The sequence below is a fragment of the Streptomyces coeruleoprunus genome (assembly GCF_039542925.1).
GTDB classification, from domain to species: domain Bacteria; phylum Actinomycetota; class Actinomycetes; order Streptomycetales; family Streptomycetaceae; genus Streptomyces; species Streptomyces coeruleoprunus.
On sequence record NZ_BAABIT010000001.1, the window covers coordinates 4916032 to 4933333 of the forward strand.

At 75.0% G+C, this 17302-nt stretch carries 15 protein-coding genes and 1 pseudogene; 8 read left to right on the top strand and 8 right to left on the bottom strand.

The genetic code is table 11. The features are described from left to right. Window positions 1-17: 17 nt before the first annotated feature. A complete protein-coding gene (locus tag ABEB09_RS22020; RefSeq protein ID WP_345691635.1) occupies window positions 18-425 on the bottom strand; it encodes a GNAT family N-acetyltransferase in 408 nt (135 codons plus the stop codon). A gap of 120 nt (window positions 426-545) precedes the next feature. On the opposite strand from ABEB09_RS22020, the gene ABEB09_RS22025 reads away from it, so the two are divergent. Beyond that, complete coding sequence (locus tag ABEB09_RS22025) at window positions 546-3305, top strand: alpha/beta fold hydrolase (protein ID WP_345691636.1); 2760 nt, start codon at window positions 546-548, stop codon at window positions 3303-3305. After that, the gene (locus ABEB09_RS22030) at window positions 3302-4159 is read left to right on the top strand and encodes an ABC transporter permease (protein ID WP_345691637.1); all 858 of its coding nucleotides are present in this window, start codon (window positions 3302-3304) and stop codon (window positions 4157-4159) included. The genes ABEB09_RS22025 and ABEB09_RS22030 overlap by 4 nt, the downstream gene beginning before the upstream one ends. A gap of 24 nt (window positions 4160-4183) precedes the next feature. On the opposite strand, the gene ABEB09_RS22035 is transcribed toward ABEB09_RS22030, so the two are convergent. Beyond that, window positions 4184-4921 carry a helix-turn-helix transcriptional regulator gene (locus ABEB09_RS22035; RefSeq protein ID WP_345691638.1) on the bottom strand — a complete coding sequence of 246 codons (738 nt, stop codon included), beginning with the start codon at window positions 4919-4921 and terminating at the stop codon, window positions 4184-4186. Between the two features lie 299 nt (window positions 4922-5220). Between ABEB09_RS22035 and ABEB09_RS22040 the strand changes: the two genes are divergently transcribed. From ABEB09_RS22040 to ABEB09_RS22050, 3 genes and pseudogenes are all read left to right on the top strand, one after another. Beyond that, a complete protein-coding gene (locus tag ABEB09_RS22040; protein WP_345691639.1) occupies window positions 5221-5937 on the top strand; it encodes a DUF4142 domain-containing protein in 717 nt (238 codons plus the stop codon). A gap of 3 nt (window positions 5938-5940) precedes the next feature. Continuing rightward, window positions 5941-6558: a class F sortase gene (locus tag ABEB09_RS22045; protein WP_345691640.1), complete on the top strand. Its 618-nt coding sequence runs from the start codon at window positions 5941-5943 to the stop codon at window positions 6556-6558. A gap of 77 nt (window positions 6559-6635) precedes the next feature. Then, window positions 6636-7678 (top strand): annotated as a pseudogene (locus ABEB09_RS22050) (NAD-dependent epimerase/dehydratase family protein). A 77-nt stretch (window positions 7679-7755) separates the two neighbouring features. Here the strand turns inward: ABEB09_RS22050 and ABEB09_RS22055 are convergent. The 4 genes from ABEB09_RS22055 to ABEB09_RS22070 all read right to left on the bottom strand — a co-directional run bounded on the left by ABEB09_RS22055 (window position 7756) and on the right by ABEB09_RS22070 (window position 12943). Next, a complete protein-coding gene (locus ABEB09_RS22055) occupies window positions 7756-9978 on the bottom strand; it encodes a trypsin-like serine protease (RefSeq protein WP_345691641.1) in 2223 nt (740 codons plus the stop codon). Window positions 9979-10054: 76 nt separating this feature from the next. Beyond that, a complete protein-coding gene (locus tag ABEB09_RS22060; RefSeq protein WP_345691642.1) occupies window positions 10055-10552 on the bottom strand; it encodes a hypothetical protein in 498 nt (165 codons plus the stop codon). Window positions 10553-11058: 506 nt separating this feature from the next. Beyond that, window positions 11059-12183: a sensor histidine kinase gene (locus ABEB09_RS22065; protein ID WP_345691643.1), complete on the bottom strand. Its 1125-nt coding sequence runs from the start codon at window positions 12181-12183 to the stop codon at window positions 11059-11061. After that, window positions 12176-12943, bottom strand: a complete 768-nt coding sequence (locus tag ABEB09_RS22070) for a response regulator transcription factor (protein WP_345691644.1) — start codon at window positions 12941-12943, stop codon at window positions 12176-12178. The genes ABEB09_RS22065 and ABEB09_RS22070 overlap by 8 nt, the downstream gene beginning before the upstream one ends. A gap of 123 nt (window positions 12944-13066) precedes the next feature. On the opposite strand from ABEB09_RS22070, the gene ABEB09_RS22075 reads away from it, so the two are divergent. From ABEB09_RS22075 to ABEB09_RS22085, 3 genes are read left to right on the top strand one after another with little or no spacing between them, the layout of a single operon-like run. After that, on the top strand, window positions 13067-13786 hold the full coding sequence (locus ABEB09_RS22075; protein WP_345691645.1) for a glycosyltransferase family 2 protein: 720 nt from the start codon (window positions 13067-13069) through the stop codon (window positions 13784-13786). Beyond that, a complete protein-coding gene (locus ABEB09_RS22080) occupies window positions 13783-14415 on the top strand; it encodes a TIGR04282 family arsenosugar biosynthesis glycosyltransferase (RefSeq protein WP_345691646.1) in 633 nt (210 codons plus the stop codon). The genes ABEB09_RS22075 and ABEB09_RS22080 overlap by 4 nt, the downstream gene beginning before the upstream one ends. Further along, window positions 14412-15077 carry a class I SAM-dependent methyltransferase gene (locus tag ABEB09_RS22085; RefSeq protein WP_345691647.1) on the top strand — a complete coding sequence of 222 codons (666 nt, stop codon included), beginning with the start codon at window positions 14412-14414 and terminating at the stop codon, window positions 15075-15077. Before ABEB09_RS22080 ends, ABEB09_RS22085 begins: the two co-directional genes overlap by 4 nt. A 603-nt stretch (window positions 15078-15680) precedes the next feature. Here the strand turns inward: ABEB09_RS22085 and ABEB09_RS22090 are convergent. Further along, window positions 15681-16085, bottom strand: a complete 405-nt coding sequence (locus ABEB09_RS22090) for a hypothetical protein (protein ID WP_345691648.1) — start codon at window positions 16083-16085, stop codon at window positions 15681-15683. Next, window positions 16082-17269 (bottom strand): molybdopterin-dependent oxidoreductase, encoded by a 1188-nt coding sequence (locus tag ABEB09_RS22095; protein WP_345691649.1) that lies wholly within the window; start codon window positions 17267-17269, stop codon window positions 16082-16084. The genes ABEB09_RS22090 and ABEB09_RS22095 overlap by 4 nt, the downstream gene beginning before the upstream one ends. Between the last annotated feature and the right edge of the window lie 33 nt (window positions 17270-17302).

Sequence of the window (17302 nt, forward strand, 5' to 3'; positions counted from 1 at the left end):
CCGCTCCGGCGGCCGGTTCAGAACTCCCAGCCGAGCATCGCGAACCGGCCCTCGTCGCGGGCCCCCGCCGACCGGTACGTGGCCAGTGCCGCGTCGTTGTCCGTGTCCACCCCCACCCACAGGCCGTAGCAGCCGCGCTCGCGGGCGACCGCGGCCAGCGCCTCCGTCAGGGCGCGGCCGATGCCCCGCCGGCGGTACGGTTCGTCCACGGCCAGCTCGTACAGGCACATCTCGCCGCCCTTGTCGGGGTGGAGCATCTCGATGCCCGACACCATCCCGACCGGCACCCCGTCCTCGTAGGCGAGGAGCATGAGGTGCCCCGGCGCCGCCAGAAAACGCTCGCACCACTCGGGGCGCGCCGGGCCGTCGTACAGGTGCTCGGCGGCGGTCAGCTCGGCGACCGTCGTCGCCCGGCGGATCTCCACGGGAGGCCTCCTCGTACCGCGTTCGGTGTACGCCGACGCTACGGCGTACTCCTCAAGGAGGCGAACGACTTCCGACCGGCGGCAGCCGAGCCGGAGCCGCTTTCCGCTTAGGGTCGGGACATGCAGATCCGACTTCCCCGGGCGGCCCGGCGCTGGCCGGCGCTCGCCGCAGCCGTCGCGCTGCTCGCCGGTGCCGGGACCTGGACCGCCGTCGCCTCCGACGGCGAACCCGCCGTGCACCGCGAGGACACGGTCATGGAGATGCCGGGCGCCAGGATCGACACCTCGTTCTTCACCACGGGCGAGGGGCGGCGGCCCGCCGTCCTCCTCGGCCATGGCTTCGGCGGAAGCAAGGACGACGTCCGTGCCCAGGCCGAGCGACTCGCGCGGGACGGCTACGCCGTGCTCACCTGGACCGCCCGTGGCTTCGGCCGGTCCACCGGCCGCATCGGGCTCAACGACCCCGCCCACGAGGTCAAGGACGTCCAGCGGCTCGTCGACTGGCTCGCCCGCCGCCCCGAGGTGCGGCTCGACAAGGCCGGCGACCCGCGCGTGGGCGTCTCCGGCGTCTCGTACGGCGGGGCGATCTCGCTGCTCGCCGCCGGGTACGACAGCCGCGTAGACGCGATCGCGCCGCAGATCACGTACTGGAACCTGGCCGACGCCCTGTTCCCCGACGGCGTCTTCAAGAAGCTGTGGGCGGGGATCTTCTTCACGACCGGTTCGGGGACGACCGGCCCCGGCCCGGACGGCCCCGCCCCGGACGGCCCCGGCCCGGACGGCTCCGGAGCCGACCGTCCTGGAACGGCCGCCTCCGGTCCGGGCACCGGCCGCTCCCGAACCGGCGGCCCCGAGGCCGATGCCTGTGGGCGGTTCCAGCCCGAGCTGTGCGCCATGTACGAGCGGGTCGCCGTGTCCGGCACCCCCGACGCCGCCGCCCGCTCCCTGCTGGAGGCGCGCAGCCCGTCCGCCGTCGGCCACCGCATCAAGGTGCCCACGCTGATCGTGCAGGGCCAGTCCGACTCGCTCTTCCCGCTGGGTCACGCCGACGCCATGGCCAGGGCCGTCGCCGCCAACGGCGCGCCCGTGGCCGTCGACTGGATCGCGGGCGGCCACGACGGCGGCGACCGCGAGACCGCCCGCGTCGAGGGCCGGGTCACCGACTGGTTCGACCGGTACCTGAAGGACGACACCGGCGCCGCCACCGGCCCCGCGTTCCGCGTCAGCCGCACCGGCGGCGTCGACTCCACCGACGGCCAGGCCCGGCTGCGGGGCGCGTCCGCCGAGCGCTACCCGGGCCTGCGGGCCGGCGCCCGCACCGTCCCGCTCAGCGGCCCGCCGCAGACCTTCCGCAACCCCGCCGGGGCAGCACCGCCCGGCGTGTCCGCCGTGCCCGGGGTCGGCGGCGGACTGTCCCAGCTGTCCTCCCTCGGCCTCGGCGTGTCCCTCGACTTCCCCGGCCAGTACGCCCGGTTCGACTCCGCGCCGCTCACCGAGCCGCTGCGCGTCACCGGCTCGCCCACCGTCCGCGTGAAGGTCACCTCCGACAGCGGCACGGCCGTGCTGTTCGGCAAGGTGTACGACGTGGGGCCCGACGGGCGCCAACAGGTCCTGCCCGCCCAGCTCGTGGCACCCGTCCGCGTCGACGGCGCACGCGGCGGCAAGGACGTCGCGCTGACCCTGCCCGCGATCGACCACGAGGTCGAGGCCGGGCACCGGCTGCGGCTGGTCCTCGCCGCCACCGACCTCGGCTACGCCTCCCCGGCCGCCCCCGCCGCGTACACCGTGGCCCTGGCCGGCGACGGGCTCTCCGTACCGACCGCGCCCGCCGTGACCACCCAGGCCGCCGGACTGCCCTGGTGGGTGTGGGGCCTGCCGGCCGCCGGCGCGGTCGTCGCCGCGGCGCTGCTGCTCACCGCCCGCCGCCGTACCACCGCACCCGCGCCCGACCCGGAGCTCGCCGGCGTCCCGCTCACCATCAGCGGACTGACGAAGCGTTACGCCGGGTCCGCCGACCGGTACGCGGTACGCGACCTGTCCTTCCGCGTCGAAAAGGGCCAGGTCCTCGGACTCCTCGGCCCCAACGGCGCCGGAAAGACCACCACCCTGCGCATGCTGATGGGCCTGATCACCCCCGACGAGGGCGAGATCCGGGTCTTCGGCCACGCGATCCGGCCCGGCGCCCCCGTCCTGTCCCGCGTCGGCGCCTTCGTCGAGGGCGCGGGCTTCCTGCCGCACCTGTCGGGCCGGGAGAACCTGGAGCTGTACTGGCGGGCCACCGGCCGCCCCGCCGGGGACGCCCACATCGACGAGGCGCTGGAGATCGCCGGGCTCGGCGACGCGCTCGCCCGCGCCGTACGCACCTACTCGCAGGGCATGCGCCAGCGGCTCGCCATCGCCCAGGCCATGCTGGGCCTGCCGGACCTGCTGATCCTCGACGAACCGACCAACGGGCTCGACCCGCCGCAGATCCGCGAGATGCGGGACGTGATGATCCGGTACGCGGCCGGTGGCCGGACCGTCATCGTCTCCAGCCACCTCCTCGCGGAGGTCGAGCAGTCCTGCACCCACCTGGTGGTGATGGACCGCGGCCGGCTCGTCCAGGCGGGCCCGGTCGCGGAGATCACCGGTGGCGGCGACACGCTGCTCGTGACCACCGCCGGCGAGGTGCCGGACCCGCTGGTCGACAAGATCGGCGCGCTGCCCGGCATCGGCACGGCGGCCCGCACGGACGGCGGGCTGCTGGTCCGCCTCGACGGCGCGTCCGCCACCGCCCTCATCGCCGAACTCGTCCGGCTCGACGTGCCGGTGACGGGCGTGGGGCCGCACCGCCGCCTGGAGGACGCGTTCCTCACCCTGATCGGAGGAGGCTCCGCATGACCGCGCTGCTCGACTCGGCGCCCGGCTACCGGGCCGGGCTCACCCTGCCTCTGCGCGTCGAGGCCGTACGGCAGCTCAAGCGGCGCCGTACGTACGTGATGGGCGCGGTCCTCGCCGCCCTGCCGTTCGTGCTGATCGCCGCGTTCGCGATCGGCGGCGGCCCCGACGGGCGCGGCAACGAGCGGATCACGCTCATGGACACGGCCACCGCGTCCGCCGCGAACTTCGCCGCGACCTGCCTGTTCGTCTCGGCCGGGTTCCTGCTGGTGATCCCGGTGGCCCTGTTCTTCGGCGACACCGTGGCCTCCGAGGCCGGCTGGTCGTCGCTGCGCTATCTGCTCGCCGCGCCCGTGCCGCGCGCCCGGCTGCTGTGGTCGAAGCTGGCCGTGGCGCTCGGCTTCAGCGCCGCGGCGATGGTGCTGCTGCCGCTGGTGGCGCTCGCCGCGGGCACCGTCGCCTACGGGTGGGGGCCGCTGCGGCTGCCCACGGGCGGCGCGCTGGCGGCGGGCGACAGCGTGGGGCGGCTCGGGATCGCGGTCGCGTTCGTGCTGGTCTCCCAACTGGTCACGGCCGGGCTCGCGTTCTGGCTGTCCACCAGGACCGACGCACCGCTCGGCGCGGTCGGCGGCGCGGTCGGCCTGACCATCGTCGGCAACGTCCTGGACGCGGTCACCGCGCTCGGCGACTGGCGCGACTACCTGCCCGCGCACTGGCAGTTCGCCTGGATCGACGCGCTCCAGCCCCAGCTGGAGTGGGGCGGCATGGTGAAGGGGGCGGCCGTGTCGGTCGCGTACGCGCTCGTCCTGTTCGCCCTGGCGTTCCGCGGCTTCGCGCGCAAGGACATCGTGTCGTAGCGCGCACCCGGGCCACGCGGCCGGTCAGAGCCAGCCGCGGCGGGCCGCCTCCGCTCCGGCGCGGAAGCGGCTCGTCGTGCCCAGCGCGGCCAGCAGCTCGCCCACCCGGCGGCTGTACGTGCGCCCCGATATGCCGAGCCGGGCGGCGGCCGTCTCGTCCGTCAGCCCGGCCAGCATCGCGTCCAGCACCGGCCGCAGCCGCGGTGGCAGCGCGGCCTGCGGGGACGCCACGTCGCCCAGGTCCTGCCCGGCCTCCCACCATGCGTGGTGGGCCCGCACCAGGGCCTGCACGACGACCGGGTCACGGATCAGCAGCAGCCCGTTGTACAGCAGCTCCAGGTCCAGCGGCACGGCCGCGACCGTCCGGTCCACGACGATCATCTTGAACGGGATCGTCTCCGTCAGCCGCGCCCTCCCCGGCAGCCGCGCCGCCGTCGCCACGTCGGCGGCCGTCACCCGGGCCAGCGCGTGCCGCGGCACCACCTGCCGTACCGTACGGACCCGCTCCGCCGCCGCCCGTACGCAGCTGCCCGCCAATTCGATGAACGGCTCCGGGACCGGCTGCCCCAGGCTCGCCGAGGGGTCGTCGAACGTCAGCACCTCGCGGCGGGCCGACTCGGTGAGCGCGGCGAGCGCCGCGCAGATGTGCCGCGTGCCCCGCACGCACTGGCCGGCGGGCCGCGGCGCCTGCGGCGGGGCAGCCCGCGCCGCCGCCTCTCGTGAGGCCGCCCGGCCCAGCACGGAGCCCGGGACGTTCGCCACGGCTGACCACCCCCGCCATCCCCTGGGAACTACGCCACTCCATGTACTCACGTGACTTCACACGGTGACAAGAGCCCCTGGGGTCGATGGCGAGTCCAAGCCAAGCCCTTCGCATGGGCCCGAGGACGCGACACTCTGACCGATTCGGCCCGCGCCGACCGCCATCGGGGTGAGCCCGCAACCGGTTTGCACTACTGCGAATGGCGGCCCCCCGTAGGGCGTGCCCCGATGGTGCTGTGGCCCCTCGCCGATGACGGGCCACGGATCCCGCCCCGGGATCCCCCCTCCATCGGACATGGATGACGACTCTGATGCGCATGCACCGCTGGGCCGGTACGGCCCTCACCTGTTTCGCCCTCACCGGCATACCCGCCGGACCCGCTGTCGCCGTCGACCACGTGGACAACGCGTTCCTGCGCGCGAGCCACCAGAGCAACCTGGCGGAGATCGCCCTCTCGCAGGACGCCAAGAAGAACGCCACCACCTCGTGCGTGAAGGAGGTGGCCGCCAAGCTGGAAGCCGACCACAGGAAGCTCGACGCCGACACCAAGGCCCTCTCCGACAAGCTCGGCGTGGACCTGCCCGTCGCCCCCACCGCCGAGCAGCAGCAGACGCTCGCCGACGTCATGGCCAAGGCCAAGACCCCCGCGTACGACGCCGCGTGGCTGAAGACGCAGGAAGCCGCGCACGAGAAGAGCCTCGCGCGCATCGACGGCCAGATCGCCGAGGGAAGGAACGCCGAGATCACCGCGGCGGCCAAGGCGGCCCGCCCCGTGGTGGCCGGCCACCTGGAGATGGTCCGCGGCGGCACCTGCCACGCCGGTTCCACCGGCATAGGCACCGGCACCACCGGCACCACGCCGAAGCGGATCCACACCGGGAACGGCGGCCAGGCCGAGCTGGCGGCCGACGTGCCCGTCTTCGTCACGGTGCCCGCCGTCGCCCTGGGCGGCGTCCTGGTCGCCGCCGGCGCCTTCTGGGCCGCCGGGCGCATCCGCCGGAACGACCCCCGCTGACCCATGGGCGGCTGGACGCAGACCGACCCCGGCCCGGGCAAGCTCCTCGTCTGGGCCGGGCTCGCGGCGACCGCATCAGGGGTCCTCGCCCTGCTGCTCCCGGCGGCACCGCCGCACCCCGCCGACGCGGGAGCCGTGCCCCACGGCACCGCCGCCCCCGGCCGCGCGGCGGGCGCCCACTCGCCGCCGGTGACGCTCACCGTGCCGGGCCACGTCGCCGCGCTGCCCATCGACCCGGTCGCCGCCGCCCGCGACGGCTCCCTCGCCGTGCCGCCCTCGCCGTCCCGCCTGGGCTGGTGGGCGCTCGGCGCACACCCCGGCGCCCCGCACGGCACCGTCCTGCTGGCCGGCCACATCGACTCGGCCGAGGAGGGCGCCGGCCCCTTCGAGGCGCTGCACGCCGTGCCCCTCGGCGCCCGGGCGCAGGTCTCCGCCGCCGACGGCACCCGCCACACGTACCGCATCGTCGCGCGCCGCACGTACCGCAAGGACGCCCTGCCCAAGGACCTGTTCACGGCGCGGGGCACGCCCCGGCTCGTCCTCGTCACCTGCGCCGGCGACTTCGACCCCGACACCCGCGTATACGCCGAGAACCTGATCCTGTACGGGGTGCCGGCCTGAGCGCCGACTCCTTACGGCTCCATGACGCCGGGGCGCGCCCCCGTGCCGGGGCCGCCGCGGCGGCCTAGCGTCGCCGTATGCGCGTACTCGTCACCGGAGGAGCCGGGTTCATCGGCTCGCACATCGTCGACGCCCTGACCGCCCGGGGCCACGAGCCCGTCGTCCTGGACGCCCTGCTGCCCACCGCCCACGGCGACGCCGCCCAGCCGCCGCCGGGCTGCTGCACCTGGACGTCCGCGACGCCGGCGCCGTGCGCGTCGCGCTGCGCGGTGTGGACGCGGTGTGCCACCAGGCAGCCATGGTGGGGCTCGGCAAGGACTTCGCCGACGCGCCCGCGTACGTCTCCTGCAACGACCTCGGGACGGCGGTGCTGCTCGCCGCGATGGCGGAGGCCGGGGTGGGGCGGCTGGTGCTGGCCGGGTCGATGGTGGTCTACGGGGAGGGGCGCTACGACTGTCCGGCGCACGGTACGGTCCGGCCCGGGCCGCGCGCCGAACGCGACCTGCTGGCCGGGCTGTTCGAGCCGCGGTGCCCGACGTGCGGGGCCGCCCTGGCGCCCGGACTCGTCGGTGAGGACGCCCCCGTGGACCCGCGCAACGTGTACGCGACGACGAAACTGGCGCAGGAGCACCTGGCCGCCGCGTGGGCGCGGGCGACCGGGGGCCGGGCCGTGTCGCTGCGCTACCACAACGTGTACGGGCCGCGGATGCCGCGCGACACCCCGTACGCGGGCGTGGCGTCGCTGTTCCGGTCGGCGCTGGCGCGGGGCGAGGCGCCCCGGGTGTTCGAGGACGGCGGCCAGCGGCGGGACTTCGTGCACGTACGGGACGTGGCCGCGGCCGGCGCGACGGCGCTGGAGGCGATCGGCGAGCGGCCGGCGGGTACGTTCACCGCGTACAACACGGGCAGCGGAGAGCCGCACACCGTGGGGGAGATGGCGGAGGCGCTGGCCGCCGCGCACGGTGGGCCGCGGCCCGTGGTGACGGGCGAGTTCCGGCTCGGCGACGTGCGGCACATCACCGCGGACTCGGCGCGGCTGCGGGCCGAGCTGGGGTGGAAGCCCGAGGTCGGGTTCGCCGAGGGGATGGCGGAGTTCGCGGCGAGCGGCCTGCGGGACTGAACGAGCGAGCGGCGGAAAGGGGGCGAGCCCCGGGAGGAACGTTCCTCCCGGGGCTCGCCCGTGTGTACGGGGTCCGGTCAGCCGAAGGCGCGGCCGAACGCACCGCCCGCCGCCGGCAGACCGCCGGTGCCGGGCTTGTACGTGGTCACCGTGCCGGCCGCACCGGTGCGGGCACCGGTCGCGTTGCCCCACGGCAGGGCGTACGCGGCACCGTACGAGGCGGTGTTGGGCACGCCGACGTACAGGCGGGTCGAGGTGGCGGCCAGGTAGGAGCCGACCGCGTGGCCCGCGGTGGGCGTGCCGGGCAGGCCGGAGGCGTTGCCCTGCTCGATCCAGTAGTCGTTGGCGCCCGCGGCGCCGAACGGGTAGAAGGTCTGCACCGCACCGGCGCCCGCGACGGTGCCGACGGCCTCGCCCGGGATGCCGACGGCGAGCACGAGGGTCGTGGCCGAGCCGACCGAACGCGGTGCCAGGTTGGCAAGGACGACCTCGGCGCCGAACTTGTCGCCGGACTCCGCGGCGCCCGCCACGTCGGTGACCTCGGCCTGGATGACCGACGCCTGGGTGATCGTGCCGGAGGCGGCGACGCGGACGGTGTGGACGGAGCCCGCGTCGGTCTTGGTGGCCGTGTTCACCACGAGGTCCTCACCGGGCGAGCCGATGGCGATGACCGTGTCCGTCGCGGTGGCCGCGCCGGACGGGCGGTACTCGACGGCGGCGAGCGAGGCGCCGAACTGGTCGCCGGGCTCGGCGCCGCCGCTGATGAACGTCTCGTCCTGGTTGAAGCCCATGACCGGCGTCGGGATGTTGTCGGTGTTCAGGTCGTGCTTGAGCACCTGCACGCCACCGGCGTTGGCCTCGGTGCCGATGTATTCACCGGGGGAGCCGATCACGACGTGGTTCGCGGAGGCCGCGACGGCGGAGCCGAACTTGTCGGCCGCCTCGGCCGTACCCGCGATGCCGGGCTTGTCCTGGTGGATCGCGATGTTGTGGGAGCCGCGCAGGTAGTGCGTGCTGCCCGCGTCGGTGACGGTGCCCAGGTCCTCGCCGGGCACGCCGATCACCAGGTAGGGCTCCCCGGCCGCCGTGTGGCCGGCCGCGACGGCGTGGCCGAGGCGGTCACCGCTCTCGGGGGCCGAGGCGAGCAGCGCGCCCGCGCCCTTGCCCTGGACCAGGTCGAGGGCCGCCTGGCCCGTGCCGATGCCGCCGGCGGCGCCGAAGAGGATGTGGACCGCGCCGGCGTCGGTCTTGTTGGCGCTGTCCACGGCGATGTCCTCGGCCGGGACGCCGACGACGAGGTCGGTGTAGCCGTCCTCGTTCCAGTCGACGGTGTCCAGGGTCTCGCCGTACCAGTCGCTGGCCTCGGCGCCGCCGGGGATGTAGGCCTGGTCCTGGTTCAGCTCGGCGGTGCCCTTGCCGCCGCCGTAGACGAGGCGGATGACACCGGCGTTCGTGTCCGTGCCGACGGTGGCCTTCGGGTCGCCGACCGCGATGTCCTCGGCGCCGTCGCCGTTGAAGTCGGTGAAGCGCGGGGCGTTGACCTTCGACGTCACCCAGGACGCCAGGCCGTCGGCGCGGGCCTCGACGGCGCCCGTACGGGTCTCGGCCGCGTCGATGCCGTAGCAGCCGCCCTGGTAGGAGCGGCTGTTGACGGCGACCACCTGGGGCACGCCGTTGACGAAGCGCAGGGCCGGGCCACCGGTGTCGCCCATGCAGACCGAGGCACCGTTCTGGCCGGTCACGGCGACGTCGTTGTCGGTCACCGAGTCGACGGTGAACGTGCCGCTGTGCAGCTTGATGGGCGCCCACTCGTCCTTCGTACGGCCGTAGCCGGCGACCTTCAGCGACTCGCCGGCCGCGGCCGCGGTGGCGCTGACGGCGACGGGCGCGACGCTGGTGACGGGCCGGCTGAGCCGGGCCAGGACGATGTCGCGGGAGGGGTGCGCGACCAGCTCGACGACGTTGCGGACCTCACCGGTCGTCGTGGCGAGGTCGGTGCGGCCGATGATGGCGGTGGTCTTCAGCTTCGGCGCGCCGGCGGGCACGGCGAGGCTCACGGCCGGGTCGTCGGCGAAGCAGCTGGCGGCGGTGAGCAGCCACTCGCGGTCGACGAGGGCGGCGGAGCAGCCGCGCTGGCCGTTGCCGATGTTCAGGACCGCGGTGAACGCGAGCGAGCCCTCGGCCTCGGGGATGCCGGTGACGGCGGCGGCGGGCGTGGCGGTCAGGGCCAGGGGCGCCGCGATGAGGGCCGCGGTCAGCGCGGCCAGCCCGGCGTTGCGGGCGTGGTGTGGACGATGCATGACCAATTCCTTGAAACGGGGCGGGATCGGGTGGCCGGGCAGGGCGCACCGGGTCCCGTGAGGGGCGGGAGAGGCGCTACTTGGAGGCGATGATCTCGACGAGCATGTGCTCGCGCCCGTCCGGATCGGCGCTCTCGCCGACCGGCGTCCAGGAGTTCTTGTCGACGTTGAACTTCTTCTCCTCGGTGTTCACCGTCATGGTGACCGAGGTGGTGTAGTCGTTGCCCTTGATGCCGTAGACGGACGGCAGCTCCAGGCTGAGGTAGCCCTTGTTCCCGGTGAACCGGAAGCAGATCTTCTCCTTGCTGCGCGCCCACACCTCCAGCAGGCCGGCCGGGCCGCAGTCGGTGAGCACGATGTGGCCGTCGCCGCGCTTGAGGAGGAAGCCCTTCTCGGCGAGGATCTTGTCGGCCTGCGGGTAGTTGAAGTCCTCCACCGCGTAGCCGGGCGCCGCGTCGGCGACCGAGCCGATCGCCGGCGCGTCCGGCGACGCACCGGCTCCGCCGGTCGTCAGGGCCAGCACGGCGGCACCGGCGACCGCTCCCGCGACCAGCAGACGAGAAATCAACCTCATAGGGATCTCGTTTCGTGTTCTTCGTGAGATGACAAAGACGCATGCAGAGGCCAGCTCCCATGCGTGTGAAGGCGCCGTGAAATTCCGTCCGTTCAGGATCGGTTCGGCGAAGGTCGTGAAAAGGGACACTCCGGATCTTCCAGAGATGCTGCGTCAACTCCCCCCGCCGCGACGCCACTTAACCGGATCCTGTGGTTCGGTTCGGCGCGATCATTGTTATCACCTCGAACAGCGCGCACAAGAGTTCGCCCAGGTGCCGGGCTGTTCGGGCGGCTGTGCGGGTCTGTCGTTCTGTGGCTGTTTGGCTGATTCTCGCCCCTGGGGTGCGGCCCGCGTTCAGGGGCCGCATTCGGGTCGTCCGGTGCCGAAGTGCCGTGGTGACGAGCGTGGTTCGCCCTTTTGCGCTTCTCCCCGGGGGTAAAGAAGCGGTAAATTCCTGTGAGGGGTGTGCGACCGTCGTACGCCCTTGCCGTGAGGGGCGCGGGCCCTTTCCAGGAGGTTCTCCCTTACGCGCCCGCCGGTTCCGCCGCCGTCGGCAGGGTGACCTCGAAGCGGCAGCCGCCCTCCACGTTCCGTACCTTCGCCCGGCCCGCGTGGGCCTCCACGATGCCGCGCACGATGGCCAGGCCCAGGCCCGCCCCCGCCGGAGGGGTACGGGCCTCGCTGCCGCGCCAGCCCGTGTCGAACACCCGGGGCAGATCCCCCTCCGGGATGCCCCCGCAGCCGTCCGTCACCGACAGCACCACCATGCCGTCCCGCCGCTCGGCGGCCACCGCGACGGTGCCGTCCGCCGGGGTGTGCCGGATCGCGTTCACCAGCAGGTTCGCCAGCACCCGGGTCATCTCCCTGCCGTCCACCTCCACCGGGACGGCGTCCACCCGGTCGCCCACCAGCCGCACCCCGTGCTCCCGCGCCAGCGGATCCGCGCCCGCCAGCGCGTCGCCCACCAGGTCGTACACCGACACCCGCGCCGGGCTCAGCGCCAGCGCGCCCGCGTGGATGCGGGACAGCTCGAACAGATCGCCCACCATGCCGTTGAGCCGGTCCACCTCCGTACGGATCAGCCGGTGGTAGCGCGCCGGATCCTTCACCACCCCGTCCTCCAGCGCCTCCGACATGGCCCGCAGCCCGGCCAACGGCGTCCGCAGGTCGTGCGAGATCCAGGCGACCAGCTCCCGCCGCGACGCCTCCAGCGCCCGCTCCCGCTCCCGGGACGCGGCCAGCCGCTCGCTGGTCGCCGCCAGCTCACGGCTCAGCAGCGCGAGCTCCGCCGGGGCCGGGCCCGCGGGCGCCGTGAACGTACCGCCGTCCCCGAAGTCCCGCGCCGCCGCCGCCAGTTCGCGGCAGCGCACCACCACCTGACGGCCCAGCAGCACCGCCGTCACCAGCGAGACGACGGCCGCCATCGCCACCACCGTGGTCACCACGCTCAGGTCGTGCGACGACAGGAACATCGCCTGCGCCACGGCCAGCGTCCCGGCGAGCATCGCCGTCACCGCCACCGCCGCCACCACCGTCAGCGACGCCGCCACCGAACGGCTCCGCGCCAGCCGCAGCACCGGCCAGCCCAGCAGTCCCGCGGCCGCCGCGCCCAGGAACGCGTACAGCGCGATCAGCAGGAAGTCACCCATGTCCGGCCCGCCCCTCCGTGCCCGGTCCCTCCGGAGCCGGATTCTCCGCGCCCGGCTCCGGATCGAAGCGGTAACCGGCGCCCCACACCGTCTGGATCAGCCGCGGCCTGGCCGGATCGTCCTCGATCTTGCCCCGCAGCCGCCGTACGTGGACCGTCACCGTCGACAGATCGCCGAAGTCCCAGCCCCACACCTCGCGCATCAGCCGCTCCCTCCCGCACACCTCTCCCGGATGCCTCAGGAAGTAGCCCAGCAGGTCGAACTCGCGCAGCGTCAGCGCCAGCTCCCGGCCCCCCTTCGTGGCCCGCCGCGCCGCGACGTCCACCTCCAGGCCCGCCGCCCGCAGCGGCGCCACCGGCTCGCGCGGAGCCGCCGCGGCCGCGCCGCGCCGCAGCACCGACTCCACCCGCAGCACCAGCTCGCGCGGGCTGAACGGCTTCGTCACGTAGTCGTCCGCGCCGATCTCCAGGCCGAGGATCCGGTCCTCCTCGTCGCTGCGCGCCGTCAGCATGATCACCGGGACCGGCCCGCGTGCCCGCAGCTCCCGGCAGACCGTCAGCCCGTCCATGCCCGGCAGCATCAGATCGAGCACCACGAGGTCCGGCCACCGCCCGTCCGCCGCCGCCAGCGCCGCCGGCCCGTCCTCGGCCCGGACCACCCCGAACCCCGCCCGCTCCAGATAGCCGCCGACCACCTCGGACACCGTCGGGTCGTCGTCCACGACCAGGACGTGCCGGTTTCCGTTCTGCCCGTTCCGCATGCCGCCAGCCTCGCACCACGTCGCCGCACCGTCGCCCCACACGGGGGACACGGCGCCCGCCGTCCGCGTTTCGTAAGGTCTGGGAATCCGATATGTCCGGTTCGGATTCGTACGGTGAAGGCCGTGACCGCATTCACCTCGCGACCCTTCAGTCCACCGCCGTCCCCAGCCGTACGGGTCGACGTCGTCCTGCCCTGCCTCGACGAGGCCGGGGCGCTGCCCTGGGTGCTGGAGCGGATCCCGCCCGGCTGGCGGGCCGTCGTCGTCGACAACGGATCGACCGACGGCTCCCCCGGCATCGCCCGCTCCCTCGGCGCCACCGTCGTCGCCGAACCCCGCCGGGGCTTCGGCGCCGCCTGCCACGCCGGACTGCTCGCCTCCGACGCCGACATCGTCTGCTTCTGCGACTGCGACGCCTCGCTCGACCCCCGGCTCCTCGTCCCCTTCGTCGACGACGTCGCCGCCGGCCGCTCCGACCTCGTCCTCGGCCGCCGCCGCCCCCGCACCCGGGGAGCCTGGCCGGCCCACGCCCGCGCCGGCAACCTGGCCCTCGCCCGGATGCTGCGCCGCCGCACCGGCCTGCGCCTGCACGACCTCGGCCCCATGCGGGCCGCGCGCCGCGAGGCCCTGCTCGCCCTGGACCTCACCGACCGGCGCAGCGGCTACCCCCTCCAGATGGTCGTCCGCGCCGCCGACGCCGGCTGGCGGATCGGCGAACGCGACGTGCCCTACCTGCCGCGCACCGGCCGCTCCAAGGTCACCGGCACCTGGCGCGGCACCTGGCACGCCGTGCGCGACATGCGCAGGGTCCTCGCCGAGCCGCCGCGGGTGACCGCCGTATGAGCACCCTCCTCGTCATCGCCAAGGAGCCCCGGCCCGGCCGGGTCAAGACCCGCCTCACCCCTCCCTTCAGCCCCGCCGACGCCGCACGGCTCGCCGAGGCCGCCCTCGCCGACACGCTGGAAGCGGTACGCGCCACCCCGGCCCGCCGTCACGTCCTCGTCCTCGCCGGAGCCCCCGGCCCCTGGCTGCCGGCCGGTTTCGACGTCGTGCCGCAGGTGCCGGGCGGCCTCGACGAGCGGCTCGCCGCCGCGTTCGCCTCCTGCGGCCCCGGTCCCGCGCTGCTCATCGGCATGGACACCCCCCAGGTCACCCCGGAACTCCTCACCCACGGCCTGGACTTCGCCCACGGCACCGACGCCCGCTTCGGCCCCGCCGCCGACGGCGGCTTCTGGGCCCTCGGCCTGGCCACCCCCGACCCGTCGCTCCTGCGCGGCGTCCCCATGTCCCGACCCGACACCGGCCGTACCCAGCGGCACAGACTCACCGCGGCCGGCCTCACCGTCCGCGACCTGCCGGTCCTCCGGGACGTGGACACGGCGGCGGACGCCTCGGCCGTCGCGACGGAGGCCCCGCACAGCCGCTTCGCCACCCTCCACGCGACGCTGACGGCGCGGGGAGACACCTGGTGACGGCGGCGCCGGACACCGCCCGGTCCGTCCGCGCCTGGCGGGACGGCGACCCGTACACCAACGCCCTGCGCGCCGGGCGCGGCCCGCTCTACCTGCGGCGCGGCGACGGCTGGCTGCTGCCCCTGGACGTCGAGCGCTGGTGCGCCGCCCCCGACGGCGCCGACGCCACCGTCCTGGCCCGCTGCCGGGGCCCCGTCCTGGACGTGGGCTGCGGCCCCGGCCGCCTGGTCGTGGCCCTCGCCGCGCGTGGGCGGCCCGCCCTCGGCATCGACGTGAGCCCGGCCGCGGTCGACCGCACCATACGCGCGGGCGGCACCGCACTGTGCCGGTCGGTGTTCGACCCGCTCCCCAAGGAGGGCCGCTGGGCCACGGTGCTCCTCATGGACGGCAACATCGGCATCGGCGGCGACCCGGCCGCGCTGCTGTACCGCGCCGCCCAACTGGTGGCGCCCGGCGGCACGCTCGTGGTCGAGACCGCCGCGCAGGACGTCGACGAGCGGGTCGAGGTACGCGTCGACGACGGCCGCGGCGGTCGGGGCCCCGCCTTCCCCTGGTCCCGCGTGGGCCACCGGGCCCTCCGGTCCTACGCGGAACCGACGGGCTGGCACCCGAGGACCCACTGGCACTACGCCGAACGCCACTTCACGCAACTGACCCGCTGACCACGGCCCTTCCTGCCGTGACCCGCACCGCCGTTCCTGCTGAGGGCTGGTGCCGTTGTGCCGCGGTCCCGCCGTTGCGGGCCGGCGCCGCCGTTCCTCGTTGTGAGTGGCGTCGCGGTGCCGCCGTTCCGTCGTTGTGGGGTGGCGTCGCGGTGCCGCCGTTCCGTCGTTGTGGGGTGGCGTCGCGGTGCCGCCGTTCCGTCGTTGTGGGCTGGTGCCGGTGCGGCCGTTTCGTCGTGGTGGGCTCGCGCCGGGACCGCCGTTCCTCGTTGTGGGCAGTCGTTCCGCAGGGGGGTCCCCCCTGGACGTAGTCCTTGGGGGAGGAACGGGTGGGCACAACGACGGAACGGCCCCCCGGCCTGAGGGCCCGCCCCCTGCGCGCCACGACGGTGGGTGAGTCCGGGGGCGGCCCGGGGGTCACGTGCTCAGATTGGCTCGCTCGGGCCCGTGAGAGTGAAGCGTCCCAGCGCCGCCAATCCTGCGCGCGCGACCCCCGGTCCACCCCCGTCCCGTGCGTGGGCGGCTGACCCCCGGTGGGGGCCCCCGCCCGCCCGGTGGGCCGCTCGCCCCCGGTGGGGTGGGTCCGCCCGCCCGGTGGGCGGCTCACCGGCGGCGTGGGTGAGCGCGGCGCCGTAGCCACCGCACCGCCACCAGCGCGCCCGCGCACCCCACAACCACCCCCACGACCACCAGCCAGTTCCGCTCGTACGGCAGGGGCAGGACCGACGGGTTGGCCCGCGGCCGGGGCGCGAGCAGCACCGGCAGGGCGACCAGCGTCACCGCGCCCGCCACCACGAGCGCCCCCCGCACCACACCCCGCGCCGGTACCGCGCCGACCAGCAGCCCCACGCCCAGCACCAGCGGGGCCACCACCGCGTCGTGCGCCAGCAGCGACCCGGCCAGCCACAGCACCACGTCCCGGGCGCTGCCCGTGCCCACGAGGAGCCACACCCCGTACCCCATGAGCCCCACACCTACGGCCCCCGCCCCGAACCGCCCGGCGCTCACACCATCACCTCCAGCCGCGTGACCCACTTGGTCTGCCAGACCCCCGGCCGGTTCGGCGCGATGATGCGCGCGGGGAAGCCGTGGTCGGGCGAGAGCACCTGTCCGTTGAGCCGCAGCGCGAGCAGGGTCAGCGGGTCACGGGCGTAGGTCCGGCCCATCTCCATCACCTTGTACGCGCCGCGCCGCTCCAGCGACACCACCCGCACCCACGCCCCGGGCGGCGCGTCCGCCCGTTCCAGCAGGTCCATGACGCGGACGCCCGTCCAGCGCGCGCTGCGGCTCCAGCCCTCGACGCACGCGATGGGCAGCTCCACCTCGTACTGCGGCAGGGTGCGCAGCGCGTCCAGCGTCAGCTCGTACGGCCGCGGTCCCACGACGCTCAGCCGCCAGTCCCGTACCGCCACGGACGCCGTCCCGGCCGCGGCGGCCGTGCGGTTGACGGGCAGCCCCTGCGCGCCGTGGTCGGGGTGCCGGGGCGCGAGCAGGTCCAGCCGCCGCAGCGGCGTGAGGGACTGGCCCACCGTCGTCACCGTCACCGCGCCCACCGCGAGCCCCACCGCGGCGAGCAGCGACCGCCGGTCCGGCGCGTCCGCGGCGGGCAGTTCCAGGGTGCCCGGCGAGCGCCTGCCCCAATGCAGGCGGATGTCCGGCCACTTGACCGCCACGTGCAGGACGAGCGCCCCGGTCACCAGCCAGGCGACGGCGTAGTGGACGGGGACGAAGGAGAACGGCCACGGATACCACTGCACGGTGTTGAGCAGGCCCGTGAACAGCTGGAACACGGACGCGGCGACGAGCACACCGATCGACAGGCGCTCCAGCGCGTGCGGGACGGACCGTACGACCGGCCGGACGAACAGCCGCGGGTAGACCGTCCACAGCTTGGCGAACAGCAGCGGCACGGCCGCGGTGCCGCTCGCCACGTGCAGCCCCTGGGTGACCCGGTAGCCCCAGACGGGCCGGCTCGGCAGCAGCGGGGCGAGCCAGTCGGGCGGCCGCTGGAGGTAGTGGCTGATCAGGCCGGTCACGAAGCAGACGGCGAAGGCGAGGCCCAGCCAGCGGCCGGTGGAGGTCGCGGTCCTGGCGTCGTGGAGGCGCCCGGAGAAGGACGGCGGGGCCAGGAGCCGGGACAGGGGCGGCAGCGGGGGGAGCGAGGGACGGGGGATCCGGAGGCGCGGACTCATGCCTCCATGACACCGCCGGACGCGCCCGTAGTG